10 protein-coding genes and 1 riboswitch are annotated in these 12,301 nt (G+C 73.1%); of the genes, 4 read left to right on the top strand and 6 right to left on the bottom strand.

What is annotated here, in order from left to right:
- Positions 1 to 60: 60 nt before the first annotated feature.
- From ITX44_RS26865 to ITX44_RS26850, 4 genes are all read right to left on the bottom strand, one after another.
- Entirely contained in the window at positions 61 to 1,023 is a 963-nt protein-coding gene (locus ITX44_RS26865) for a class I SAM-dependent methyltransferase (RefSeq protein ID WP_205359983.1), read from the bottom strand.
- Positions 1,024 to 1,250: 227 nt separating this feature from the next.
- Complete coding sequence (locus tag ITX44_RS26860; protein WP_205360119.1) at positions 1,251 to 3,125, bottom strand: alkaline phosphatase family protein; 1,875 nt, start codon at positions 3,123 to 3,125, stop codon at positions 1,251 to 1,253.
- Positions 3,126 to 3,366: 241 nt separating this feature from the next.
- Positions 3,367 to 4,635, bottom strand: a complete 1,269-nt coding sequence (efeB, locus tag ITX44_RS26855; RefSeq protein WP_205359982.1) for an iron uptake transporter deferrochelatase/peroxidase subunit — start codon at positions 4,633 to 4,635, stop codon at positions 3,367 to 3,369.
- Positions 4,632 to 6,065, bottom strand: a complete 1,434-nt coding sequence (locus tag ITX44_RS26850) for an EfeM/EfeO family lipoprotein (protein WP_372441002.1) — start codon at positions 6,063 to 6,065, stop codon at positions 4,632 to 4,634. The genes efeB and ITX44_RS26850 overlap by 4 nt, the downstream gene beginning before the upstream one ends.
- A 226-nt stretch (positions 6,066 to 6,291) precedes the next feature.
- Positions 6,292 to 6,477: riboswitch (cobalamin riboswitch) on the top strand.
- Here ITX44_RS26850 and ITX44_RS26845 point away from each other — a divergent pair.
- From ITX44_RS26845 to ITX44_RS26835, 3 genes are all read left to right on the top strand, one after another.
- Positions 6,463 to 6,690: a CbtB domain-containing protein gene (locus tag ITX44_RS26845; protein WP_443609513.1), complete on the top strand. Its 228-nt coding sequence runs from the start codon at positions 6,463 to 6,465 to the stop codon at positions 6,688 to 6,690. It overlaps the preceding riboswitch by 15 nt.
- A 95-nt stretch (positions 6,691 to 6,785) precedes the next feature.
- Complete coding sequence (locus tag ITX44_RS26840; RefSeq protein WP_205359981.1) at positions 6,786 to 7,652, top strand: CbtA family protein; 867 nt, start codon at positions 6,786 to 6,788, stop codon at positions 7,650 to 7,652.
- Positions 7,649 to 8,401: a (2Fe-2S)-binding protein gene (locus ITX44_RS26835; RefSeq protein WP_307795503.1), complete on the top strand. Its 753-nt coding sequence runs from the start codon at positions 7,649 to 7,651 to the stop codon at positions 8,399 to 8,401. Before ITX44_RS26840 ends, ITX44_RS26835 begins: the two co-directional genes overlap by 4 nt.
- A 25-nt stretch (positions 8,402 to 8,426) precedes the next feature.
- On the opposite strand, the gene ITX44_RS26830 is transcribed toward ITX44_RS26835, so the two are convergent.
- Positions 8,427 to 9,221, bottom strand: a complete 795-nt coding sequence (locus ITX44_RS26830; protein WP_205359980.1) for a phosphatase PAP2 family protein — start codon at positions 9,219 to 9,221, stop codon at positions 8,427 to 8,429.
- A gap of 225 nt (positions 9,222 to 9,446) precedes the next feature.
- Between ITX44_RS26830 and ITX44_RS26825 the strand changes: the two genes are divergently transcribed.
- Positions 9,447 to 9,932 (top strand): MarR family winged helix-turn-helix transcriptional regulator, encoded by a 486-nt coding sequence (locus tag ITX44_RS26825; protein ID WP_205359979.1) that lies wholly within the window; start codon positions 9,447 to 9,449, stop codon positions 9,930 to 9,932.
- Between the two features lie 30 nt (positions 9,933 to 9,962).
- Here ITX44_RS26825 and ITX44_RS26820 read toward each other — a convergent pair whose 3' ends face one another.
- Entirely contained in the window at positions 9,963 to 12,296 is a 2,334-nt protein-coding gene (locus tag ITX44_RS26820) for a hypothetical protein (protein ID WP_205359978.1), read from the bottom strand.
- Positions 12,297 to 12,301: the final 5 nt, after the last annotated feature.

Raw genomic sequence — 12,301 nt, 5'->3', positions numbered from 1 at the left:
GTGAACGCAACCGATGTGCTTGCCGCGTGCACGCGTTCACTGCGCGCATTCACCGGACGTTCACCGTACGGCGGCATGCACTGTGTACGCGGTGAGGAAGAAGGCGTCGGGGCGGCTGCGGATCGTGTGCGGCGAGTCGTCGTCCAGCAGGGCGTCCAGCGTGCGCAGATCGTCCTCGGCCAGGTCGTCGGCCATCATCTCCCGGGTCCGCGACAGGCGGGCGTGCAGCTGATCCCGCGCGGCCGGCCCCAGCGGCGCGGGCAGGTCGGTGAGGAAGGTGCGTGATCCCACGGGGGTGAGCCCGGCGCGGCGCAGCAGCTCGGGCCAGTCCTCGACCACGGTCGCCGCGTACGGCAGTTCGGCCCGCATCGCGGTGAACCACTCCGCGTTCACCGCGTCGAGCCGCGTGGCGAGCCCGGGCCGGCCCAGGCCGATGTCGCGGGGCAGGAAGCGCAGCGGCAGTCCGTCCTCCGCGATCGCCAGCAGCCCGCCCTCGCGCAGCGCCCGGGCCAGGCGGTTCAGCGCGTCCTGCTGGTCGCCCAGGTGGTGCACGGCGCGGCTGGACCAGATCAGGTCGGCCTGTCCCAGCGCGCCGAAGTCCTCCGGCAGGTCCGCGGCCACAGTGGTGAAGCGGTCCGGGCCCAGGCCCGCCGCGGCGGCCCGCTCCAGGGCCCGTTCCAGCAGCGGGGCCGAGCCGTCCACCGCGACCACCTGGGCCCCGGGGAACTCCTGCGCGAACACACCGGCCGCCACGCCCGGGCCGCTGCCCACGTCCAGCACCCGCCGTACGCCCGCGCCCTCGCCGGCGGTCAGGCCGCGCAGCCACCGCGCGGTCCCGGTGAGCTCGGGGAGCGTGAGCTCGCCCTCCCGCTCCAGGTGGGCCGCCATCGCGGCCCAGTCGATGTCCTCGCCGCCGTGGCTGTGGCCGTGACTGTGGTGGTGACCGCCGTGGCCACCATGATTCCCCTGACCGTGACCGCCGTGCCCGGAGGCCGCTGCCGGTGCCTGTCGTTCGCTCGTCATGGCCCGACCCTGCGCGGCGCCACCCCGTGATGGCAAATCCTGTTGCCGTTTCGGCGAACGCGATCCCCCGTCCGGCCCACCGCCGGCGCGGGCCCGTACTTCCGGCGCGTCCCCGTACACGCCGAAGGCCCCCGTACACGCCGAAGGGCCGCCCCGGCCTGTGCCGGAGCGGCCCCTCGTCAGTGCTCAGTCGTGCAGGTGGTGCTCAGTTGTGATCGGCGCCGCGATCAGGCGGTGGTGAGCGGGGTGCGGCGGTGCTTGCGGGCGTAGTAGAGCGCGCCCGCGCCGACGACCAGCGCGCCACCGGTGATGCCGAGCGGCAGGGCCGGCGAGGAACTGCCGGTCTCCGCGAGCTGGGTGGTCGGGGCGTTGCCCGAGCCGCCGGCGGTGCCGGCCGCGGCGTTGGTGTCGTGGTGGCCGTTGCCGCCACCGGTGCCGCCGTTGCCCACACCGGAGAAGCCGATCGGCCGGACCGACTTGACCGAGCCGTTGGTGTTCAGCAGGACCTGCTTGTTGTTCGGGTGCTTGAAGTCGAAGGCGCCCAGCAGCGAGCCCGAGGTGGCGTCGAAGGACGCGTCACCGATGCGGCCGGTCTTCCAGTTGTCCTCGATGAACTGGGTGATCGACGCCTGCTCGGTGCGGGTGTGGTCGACCGAGTTCACCTTGCTGTAGGGGGAGATGACCAGCAGCGGCTGCCGGGTGCCCGGGCCGCAGCGGTCCGCGTAGCCACCCGCGGCGGCCGGACCGGCCTGGCAGGCCGGGCTGTCGACGGCCTTGCCGTTGGAGCCGAGGGAGGTGTTCTTCGAGCCGTTCTGCGGCGCGGCGAACGCGTGGTCGTACCAGCCGTCCGAGTCGTCGTACGCGATGACGACCGCGGTGTCCTTCCAGTCCGGGGAGGACTGGAGCGCGTTGATCTCCTTGACGAGGAAGTTCTGCTCGTCGGTCGGGTCGGAGTAACCGGCGTGGCCGTCCTGGTACTCCGCGGCCTTCAGGAAGCTGACGGCCGGCAGGTTGCCCGCCTTCAGCGCGGAGTCGAAGTCGGTCAGGTCGTAGTTGTGGTTGGCCTGACCGTTGTGACCGATCTCCGCCACGTTCTTCGGCGGCAGGTGGTGCGGGTTCGCCGTGGACTTGTAGTACTGGAACGGCGAGTGGTGCGGGCTGTAGTCCTCGGACGCGGCGCCACCGATGTTGGTGTGGGTGACGGTGCGGCAGGAGGCGTAGTCACCGGCCTTGCCGTCCCACGCGGTGCCCGGGCGGAAGCCGCCCTGGAACCAGCCCCAGCTCACGTTCTTGGCGTTGAGCAGGTCACCGATGTTCTTGCCCTGCATGGACGCCAGCGCGTTGGTGCCGGTGTGGTCGCTGTCCGAGCAGTCGTCGTACGCCGGGTCGGGGTCGTTGATGACCGTGCCGACACCCTTGGCGTCCGGCGAGACCACCGTGTACGCGTCGGGGGTGGCGGTCTGCGTCGGGTTCTCCGAGCCGGTCTTCGGGTCGACCGAGATGACGCCGTGCGTCTGGCCCGAGATCAGGTTGAGCGCGCCCGGGGTGGACGGCCCGTAGGTGTTGCTCCAGGAGTTGTCGCTCATGGAGTAGTGCTGGGCGTAGTTCCACAGACCCGTGACGGTGTTGCCGTCGTAGTAGTCCATCACCAGGCCGGGCTCGCCGAACAGGCCGCCGGAGCAGGTGCTGGTCTCGGTGTTCTGCACGTACGCGTCGGCCTTGCCGCCGTTGCCCGCGTACTGCTCGGCACCGTAGTTGTGGTTCTGGTCGCAGGTCAGGGCCTTGTCCGGGCCGAGACGCTTGGGCGCGTACTGGTTCGGGTTCTTCGTCAGCAGACCCGCGTGCGCCACCGTGTCGATGTCCTTCGGCGTCTTCTTGGACGCCGTGAACTTGGTGCCGTCGGTGTTCGCCGCCACCGGGTAGGTGCCGAAGTAGTGGTCGAAGGAGACGTTCTCCTGGAAGATGACCACGACGTGCTTGATCGGGGTCGTCGTCGCGTCGCCGCCGTGGTGGGCGGAGTCGGCCTGGGCGACCTGCGCGGTCCCGCCCATCAGGGCAAGAGCCGCGGCTCCGGCGAACGCCCCCCAGCGTGCGGGCCGCATACGCTTGCCCGCCCCTCTCTTCTTGCCCGAACCGCGTGTGGTGCTCATGCTCTCAGCCTCCGCTAAGTGGCTCTTTACCGTGCCTTGTGGCTCATTCATGCACGTTGACGGACGAGATCGTCATGGTGGTCCACGACATGCCAACGGCCCGATGATGACGTTGACGTGAACAGCGGGTCAGCATTTCCAGAGGAATCCTTGACTCGCCTTTTACTCTTCCGGGAAGGACGGCCTGACGGGTTCACGCCAGCAACGCGCGCCCCAGCCAGTCATTGCGGTCCCGCACGCCGGGCAGCGCGAAGAAGTAGCCGCCGCCGAACGGGGTGATGTAGTCGACCAGCGGCTCACCGGCGAGCCGCTTCTGCACGGCCTCGAACTGCCGGACGACGTCCTGCTGGTAGCAGGTGAAGATCAGCCCCATGTCGAGGTTGCCGTCGCTGTCCGTGCCGAGGTCGTAGTTGTAGCCCCGGCGCAGGATCCGCGAGCCCTCGCTCTGCGTGGTGCGCGGGTTGGCCATCCGTATGTGGCTGTCCAGGGGGATCACGTCACCGGTCGGGTCCTGCGCGAACTTGGGCGCGTCGAACTCCCCGGAGCCGTCCAGCGGCGCTCCGGTGGCCTTGCTGCGGCCGAACATCCGCTCCTGCTCGGTCACCGACACCCGGTCCCAGAACTCCACCAGCATCCGGATCACCCGCACCACCTGGTACGAGCCGCCCTGCGCCCACTGCGGCTCGCCGCCGCCGGTGACCCACAGCAACTTGTCCGCGACCGCCGGGTCGGTGACCTCCGGGTTGGAGATGCCGTCCTTGAAGCCCAGGTGGTTGCGCTGGGTGCCGCTGGGCCGCGGCGGGCTGGTGAAGCCGTCGATCCGCCAGCGCACCTGCATCCCGCCGCGGGTGTGCCGGGCGATGTCACGGACCGCGTGCAGCACGGTGTCCGTGTGCGCCGCGCTCACCTGCACGCTCAGGTCCCCGTGGCACCACGCCGGGTCCAGGTCGTCGTCCGGGAAGGTGGGCATGGGCGACAGCCGCAGCGGCTTGCGGTCCGCCAGCCCGAACCGGCCGTCGAACAGCGAGGAGCCGACCCCGACGGTGACGGTCAGCCCGTCGCCGGGCACCTGCGGGCCCAGGGTGCCGCTGTCCGAGGGCGGCGCGGTGATGCCCAGGGCCGCGGGAGTGCCGCCGGTGGTCAGGAACCGGGCCCGGTCGGTCACCGAGCGCAGCAGTTCGGTCAGTTCCCGCCGGTCGGCGGCCGTCACGTCGTAGGACAGGAAGGCCGTGCACTTCTGCGCCGGCTGGACGATGCCGGCCTGGTGCACGCCGTGGAAGTCCGCGGGGGGCGCGGCGGGTTCCTTCGGCGTGGGCGTCGCCGCCTGCGCGGTGCCGGTCAGTGCCGCCGCGGCGGCCCCCGCGCCGGTCACGGCGCCGACCGTGCCGACGCCGAGCGCCGCACCGCGCAGGAAGCCGCGCCGCCTCAGGGCGCCGGCCGGCTCGGGCGTGGTGTCGGTCATGCCGTCCTCCGTACGTCGAAGAGCGTCGCCACCGGGGCGAGTTGTTCCAGCAGGCCGCCGATGTCGGAGTTGATCCGCTCGCGCCGGTCCTGGCCGAGCGCGCTCAGCGGCGTCCAGGTGCCGTTGTGGTTCTGGGCGTCCAGGTCGTTCTGGGTACGGGTCAGCGCCGCGTCCAGCGCCGGCAGGTCGGGGTCGCGGGTGGCCAGCAGCGCGTGCAACTGGTCCAGGACCTCCCGGGTGCCGTCGAGATTGGCGCGCGCGGTGGCCAGGTTGGTGCCGCTGCCGTAGTCCGTGCGACCGGTCAGCTCGAACTGCTCGGTGTTCTCCATGATCTCGTGCGCCCGCAGGCCCAGGTCCGCGGGGTCCATCCGGGCCTGCGACCAACTGGTGCGCAGCGCCCGCGCGTCGGAGTCCAGCGTCGCGGCCGAGCCCTTCAGCGAGGCGGCCGACTGGCCGTGCCACAGGCCGTACTCGATCCGGTGGAAGCCGGTGAAGCCGGGGTCCTTGACCCCGTCCGGGGTCCGGGCCGCGGTGCCGTTGATCTTCCCGTCCGCGTCCCCGAACGTGCCGTAGGCCGCGCCCATCCGCTCGTACACCAGGTGCGCGCTCAGCCAGTCGCGGCGCGCGGCGGTCAGGTCGCCGCCGTCGATGTCCGCCTTGAGCCGGCCGGTGCCGGTCACCAGGTCGTTCATCCGCTCGCCGATCCACTTCTGGTACGACAGCGTCGGCGGGATCAGGTCGTGCTGGTTGACCGGGGCCGCGGCCGGACCCTGCGGCACGTTGCCCGGCACGACCACCGACGGCCCGGTCACCGCGTCGGTGTCCTCCGCCACGCACTTGAAGGCGTACGTGCCGCTGCCCAGGTCCACCACCATCGGCCGGGTGGTGCCCGGCGCCAGGCCGTCCAGCTCGCCGAAGAGCCTGCCGCTCCTCGGGTCGATCAGATACACCTCGGACGGGTTCTCCCCGGTGTTGCGCAGGTCGAACGACTGCGTCCCGGTGCGCGGGCCGGTCCAGCCCTGCCCGCACCCGCTGGTGGAGACCTCCACCGCGGTGTGCCACAGGCCGTCGGCGGCCCGGCCCGGGGTGGGCGTCGCGTCCGCGGCGGGCTTGCCGCCGCCCGAGCCGCCGCCCGCGGCCAGTACGGCGGCGGTGACCGCTCCGGCGACGACGACCGCGGCGACGGCGGCCTGCCAGGCGCGGGCCCGGGGCCGGTGCCTGGCGGCGTCGGTGCGGGGCTCAGCGGCGGGGTCGCCCGGCGATATGTCCGCGGCCGTGTCGCCGGCGCCGTCCGTGCTGCCGTCCACGGTGCCGTCCGCGGCGGTGCCCCGGGCGGTGCCGCCCGCCGCCGTGCCGTCCTCGCCGGCCGGTGGCGGCGGCGCCTTCGGGGCGGGGTGGTCCGGCGGGGCGGAAGCGGGTTCGGCGGACACGGCCGGACCTCCGATGTCGTGCGTGGATCGTGGGTGCGACTCACTCTAAGCACCCGCCGCCGCGGCCTTCGGGCCACGGGTGGGCCAGGAGTCCATATTTCCCCCTCAGTTCACCTGCCCGACACCGCATGCCCGGAAGGAGGATTCCTGCGCCTTCCGTCCCGGAGGTCCGCTCCGGGAATTTCGCCCGCCACCGGCCGGCCCCGGCACCCGCATTGACGTGGCGCGCTCATCCTCCGTACGCTCCTTGACAAAGGACGGCAGAGGGAAGCTGGTGGGAATCCAGCACGGTCGCGCCACTGTGATCGGGTCCGCATCTCGCGGAGTCGCAGTCAGATACCTCGCCGTCACGACGCTCCACTGACCGCGGGACGCTCGATCCCCGAAGGAGACCACTGTGAGCAGCAGCTCCGTGCCCGGCGCCGCACCCACCTCCACCACGACGCCCGTCGTCATGCCCGTCACCAAGGCCCTGGCGTGGCTGGTGGGCACCGCGATCGTGGCCCTGGCCGTCTACTACTTCATCGGGGTCGACCAGGGCGCCTACTCCGTGTTCGGCAAGGACATGCACGTCCACGAGTTCGTGCACGACGCCCGCCACTTCCTCGGCTTCCCCTGCCACTGATCCGCCTCCGAGCCACCGATCCGGGCGCGGGCCCGCGAGCCCGCGTACCCGGATCGCCCGTCACCACCGGCTGCACCGGAGAGCGGACAACCGACATGGAAAAGCGCATCATCCTGCGCGGCGTGCTGGCCGGCGCCGTCGCGGGCCTGCTCGCGTTCCTCTTCGCACGGATCTTCGCCGAGCCCCAGATCGACAAGGCCATCGCCTACGAGAACGGCCGTGACGCCGCGCAGGCGGTACTCGACAAGGCGGCCGGCCTGCCCGCCGAGGCGGCCGACCCCGACCTGTTCAGCCGTACCGTCCAGGCCGATGTCGGGATGGGTGTCGGCCTGATCGCCTTCGGCGCGGCCATGGGGGCGGTGTTCGCCGTCGTCTACGCCGTGTGCCTGGGCCGGGTGGGCCGGCTGCGGCCCCGCACCCTGGCCGTGCTCGTCGCCCTCGGCGGCTTCCTCGGCGTCTTCTTCGTGCCGTTCCTGAAGTACCCGGCCAACCCGCCGGCGATCGGCCACGCCGAGACCATCCGCACCCGCGGCAACCTCTATCTGCTGATGGTGGTCGCCTCCGTGGTGCTGCTGGTGCTCAGCGTGTGGCTGGGCCGGCGGCTGGCCGGGCGGTTCGGCAACTGGAACGCCACCTTGCTGGCCGCCGCGTCCTACGTCGTCGCGATCGGCGTGGTGATGGCGCTGCTGCCGTCGCTGGGCGACCTGGCCGTCAACGTCCAGAGTTACGGGCACCACCCGTCCGAGACGCCACTGCCGCTGACCGACCCGCACGGCAGGATCGTCTACCCGGGCTTCCCGGCGGACGTGCTGTTCTCCTTCCGCCTGGCCTCCGTGGCCGCGCAGGCGCTGCTCTGGGGCGCCATCGGCCTGCTCTTCGGGCCGCTGGCCGAACGCCTGCTGGCCGGCCGGGCCGGTCCGGCGGCAGCGCCCGTCCCCGCCCCGGCGCCCGTACGCCCGTGACGGCGGCGGACGTGCGGGCCGTGGCCCTGCGCACACTCGCGGCGGGCGGCCCGTACTTCACCTGCGAGGCGCACGAAACGCAAGCCCGGCCGCACCCCGGTGACGGGGACTGGCGGCCGCTGGACGAGCTGATCCGCGACCCGCACGCGCTGCCGGCGCGGGTCGCGGACGTACGCGGCCACCTCGCCGCGGCGGCCGGACGCCCGCCCGGCGAGGTCGACGTACGCGCCGCCGCCTCGGTCGCCCACCTGGGGCTGGTCGCCCGGACGATCTCCCCGCTGATCGCGCTGGCCGCCCTCCATCCGGCGCCGTATGTACCGTCGTTGGGGGAGATGCGGTGGCAGCCGCGGCCGGGCGGCGCCTTTCCGCTGTCACTGCCCGCCGCGGCTTTCACGCCCACCGGCGCGTCCCCGACCGTTACCGCGGCCCTGATCGTCGACCGGCTGGCCGCCCCATGGGTGGCGCGGGTCGCGGAGCTGTCGGTGTCCCGCCGCACCCTGTGGGGGAACGTCGCCTCCGCCGTCAACGGAGCGGGCGTCGCCCTCGGCGCGGCGCTGCCCGGGCAGCGCGACCGGATCGCCGCGACCGTCTCCGCCCTGCTGGACCTGCCCGCCCTGCGCGGCAGCCACGAACCCGGCGCGTATGGACGGGACTTCCGCCGCCGCAGCTGCTGCCTCATCTACCGCGCGGCCCCCGGACCGGTGAACCCCGCCGCCCTGTGCGGCGACTGCGTCCTGGGCCGCCGCTGACGGCAAGGGGCGGCCCGCGGCGTGCCTACGGGCCGTACGCGGGCCGGCCGGTCAGCAGTCGTTGCAGCAGGAAACCCACCGCCAGGGTGAGCGCGCCGGCCACGGCGTCGGCGACGAAGTGGTTGGCCGTGGCCAGGATGACCGTGAAGGTCACCACCGGGTAGCAGATCCCCAGCACCCGCACCCAGGTGCGGCGGGCAAGGGCCGCCAGGGTCAGCCCGCTCCACGCGGACCACACGATGTGCACCGACGGCATCGCCGCGTACTGGTTGGACACCGACGCGACCTGGCCGGAGTCCCACGAGCCCCAGGTGTGGTGGGCCACCACCGTGTCCACGAAGCCCTGGCCGGCCAGGAACCGCGGCGGCGCGAGCGCGAAGAAGGTGAAGCCGGCCAGGGCCAGCACGGTCGCGGCGTACAGGGCGGTCCGCGCGGCCCGGTAGTGCTCGGGGCGGCGCACGTACAGCCACACCAGGACGCCCAGGGTCACCACGAAGTGCAAGGTCGCGTAGTAGTAGTTCATTCCGACGATCAGCCAGGTGACCTTGTTCGCCGCGTGGTTGACGGCCAGTTCCGGGTCCAGATGCAGCCACCGCTCGGCCCGCCAGATGTCCGCCGCCCGGTGCAGGGCGGCCGTCCGGTGCTCGGGCACCAGATTCCTGGTCCGGCTGTAGGCGAAGTACAGCGCCGCCGAGAAGGCCAGCTCCACCCACAGGCGCGGCCGGCCGGTCGGCCGCAGCCGGGCCGGCAGCAGGGCACGCCTCCGGGGCCCGGGCGGGGGCGCGAGGGGCAGGGCGGCATCGGTGACCGCGGACCTCATCCCGGCCTCCCGTCGGCTCTCGTGTCGGGTTGCTCCCGGCCGGCGGCCCGGAGCGTGCGCACGAGATTACATCGGACACCGAAGCTTTCCGCGGGCGGGGTCTCCGGGGGATCGCCGACGGCTGATCGCCGCCCGGGCGGCATCGGAAAGAGGCCGGTCAGGCGGGGCCGGTCAGGCCGGCCCGGAAGGGCGGGACGGGGGCGCCGGGGCCGTTACCCTCGTCGCATGCAGCCGCACTCCGAGACCGCCGCGCCCGCGAGCGGGCAGGACGCACCGGACGCCCGCGCCCTCACCGACGCCGTGACGCGGCTGCGCCGAGCCCTGCGCGCCTCCATCCGCAGCGAATACCCCTGGGAACAACTCCCGATGGCGCAGGTGGAACTGCTCCAGGTGCTCGGCGAGCACTCCCCGGCCCGGATCGGCGACCTGGCCGCCCGCCAGCGCCTGGCCGCCAGCACCGTCAGCGGCCTGATCGGGCAGATGATCGCCTCGGGCCTGGTGGCCCGCGAAATCGACCCCGCCGACCGCCGCGCCTCCGTCGTCACCCTCACCGACGCCGGCCACGAACAGCTGACCGCCTGGACCCGGGCCCACGAGCGGCGGATGGACGCCGCCCTGTCCTCGCTCAGCCCGGCCGACCGCGCCGCCGTCCGGGCCGCGCTCCCCGCGCTCTTCCACCTCGCCGAACACCTCGACCCGAGCGGCGACTGAGCCCGTACGGCGCCCGGCCGGGGGAATTCGTCAGCCCCGACGCACCGTCAGGTACGTCCACGTCCCCCACGCGCCGGTGGTACGGGCGCCCTGCGCGGGCGGCGCGTAGTGGCCCACCACGCGGTAGCGGCCGTCGGGCGCGAAGTGCTTCAGTGGCACGAGCCAGGAGAACTGGCCGTCCCCGTACACGGGCAGGCATCGCGACTGCGCGTCGCGGTGCCACGCGCCGCCGTACCAGTGCTCGATGTACAGCGTGGAGCACCCGGTGGACTGGCCACCGGGGATCTTCAGGTTGACGCCCATGTCGACCTCATGGGTGAAGAAGACCTGATACGTGGTCGACCCGATCCGGGTGGTCCCCACCGGGTGGTCCAGCCTGGTCTGTACCGTCGGCACCACGCCGACCGTGCGGGAGACCGTACGCGGGGCGTAGCGGTAGTCGCCGCCGAAGGACGCGGAGAAGGTCGTGTCGGCCGCGGCCTTGGTGTAAGCCACGAGGTTGCCGTGGGCGTCGGTGCCGGCGCTGCGCAGCACCGTCCGGTGGCCCCCGGCGGGCTGCGCGTACAGCGTCACCGTACGGGAGTTGTAGGTGGTCCCCAGGTGCGCGGTGACCTTGACCGTCCCGCCGTAGTGGTACGAGCCCGCGTCCGTGGTCACGCTCAGCGCCGGGACCGCCCGGGAGACCTGCACGGTCGACGACGCGGAGACCGGCAGGTACGCCGAGCCGCCGTCATAGGTGAAGCGGTAGGTGTTGGTGCCGCCGACCGGCGGGCTGTCCTGGAAGGCGAATCCCCCGTCCGCGGCGACGGGCAGACTGCCGATGCTCGAGCCGGACGGGTGCGCCGGGTCGGTCCGCACCACGGTGACCCGGCCGGTGGGCACGTGCGCATGCGGCCAGGTCAGGGTGCCCTTCACGGTGAGCGGCACGGCACGGCCCGCCGTCGCCGGTGCGGACAGCGTCATGCGCGGCGCGTACCGGCCCACATGTTCGTCGAAGGTACGGTCCAGCGGCGCCAAGTGCCCGGAGCCGGAGTAGATCACGCGGAAACTCACCCCGCCGGTCGGCGGGGCCGTACCGGTGATGCGGAAGCTGCCGTAGTCGTTGCCGAAGTCGGGCCGCACCGCCACCGCGTCGGTGACCGGCACTCCGTCCGGATCGGCGTCGTCGTAGCGGACGAACCGCACGTCGCCGGGCAGCGGGCTGCCGAAGGGGTCGGGGTCCAGCGTGGCGTCGAGGGCGACGGTGAAGGTGTAGGGCTCGCCCGGGGCGGGCCCGGACCACGAGGCGCCGGCGGACACGTAGGCGGTCTCCGGGTCGGACACCACCATCAGTGCCGGGGAGCCGCCGGACGCGTCGGTGACCGCGCCGTAGACGCGGCTGTTGTCCGGCGCCCAGGCCAGGCCGTGCGGGGCCACTCGCAGGGTGCCGGGCATCGGGATGTAGGGCAGTTCGTGCTCGGTGTAGAAGCCTTCCCGGCCCATCGGGAAGGTATCGATCTCGCTGTCGCGGCAGGAACAGCCGGCCAGGCTGCCGTCCGGGGCGACCGCGAGCGCCGGGCCGCCCAGCCCCGAGCCGATGTACTGGTCCGTCGTCAGATCGGTGAGGCGCAGCCCGAACGCGTACGGGTGGCTCCACGAGGTCACCAGCAGGTCCTGCCCGTCCGCGGTCAGGGCGATGTCGGTCAGGTCCGGCACGGGCAGTGTCCCGGCGCCGAGCCGCTGCGGTGTCCCGCCGGTGATCCGGTACGTCACCACGTCCGCGGACGGCCCGTCCTGCACGGCCGCGGCGAGTGCGTCCGAGGACGTCGGTGTCGTGGTCAGGACCGGCGGGCCGGCCCAGGTGCCGCCGTCCAGACCGAGCGTCACGGTCCCGGCCGCGTCCACCGAGCCGAGGCCGCCCGCTCCGGTCGTGCCGTATCCGAACCAGAGCGAACCGCCGGCGATCGCGAGGGAGTCCGGGCGGGTGCCCGCGCCGGTCGCGTAACGGGCCGTCTGCGTCAGGGTCGCCGTGCTGATCGCGGCGATCGCGTCCTGGTCCGGCAGCGCCGCGTACAGCGTGGTGCCGTCCGCGGACAGCGCGAGACCGGTCGCGCCCGTCACACCGTCGACGGCCGTGGCACCCTGCCCGTCGAGCCCGGTGACGACGAGCGGGTCGCCGGCGCCGCCGCTGACGAACACGTGCCCGTGGCCGTCCACCACCAGGTGCGAGAAGTGGGCGAGCGGCAAGGGGATCGGGCCCGCCGGATAGACGTAGGGGGTGCTCGGAAGGGAGCCGGCGGCCGGCGCGGCACCGGCCGTGCCGGCCACGGTCAGCCCCGTCACGACGGCCACGGCGGCGGCCAGTCTCAGGCGCTTGAGCTTCACGAAAG

The organism is Actinacidiphila acididurans, from assembly GCF_016918855.1.
Lineage (GTDB): Bacteria > Actinomycetota > Actinomycetes > Streptomycetales > Streptomycetaceae > Actinacidiphila > Actinacidiphila acididurans.
This window is presented reverse-complemented; position numbering and strand designations above follow the sequence as displayed.

Coding starts and splice junctions, on each gene's coding strand:
- ITX44_RS26865 (WP_205359983.1), bottom strand. CDS start 1,023: ATGACGAGCGAACGACAGGCACCGGCAGCGGCCTCCGGGCACGGCGGT.
- ITX44_RS26840 (WP_205359981.1), top strand. CDS start 6,786: ATGGAAAAGCGCATCATCCTGCGCGGCGTGCTGGCCGGCGCCGTCGCG.
- ITX44_RS26825 (WP_205359979.1), top strand. CDS start 9,447: ATGCAGCCGCACTCCGAGACCGCCGCGCCCGCGAGCGGGCAGGACGCA.
- ITX44_RS26830 (WP_205359980.1), bottom strand. CDS start 9,221: ATGAGGTCCGCGGTCACCGATGCCGCCCTGCCCCTCGCGCCCCCGCCC.
- efeB (WP_205359982.1), bottom strand. CDS start 4,635: ATGACCGACACCACGCCCGAGCCGGCCGGCGCCCTGAGGCGGCGCGGC.
- ITX44_RS26860 (WP_205360119.1), bottom strand. CDS start 3,125: ATGCGGCCCGCACGCTGGGGGGCGTTCGCCGGAGCCGCGGCTCTTGCC.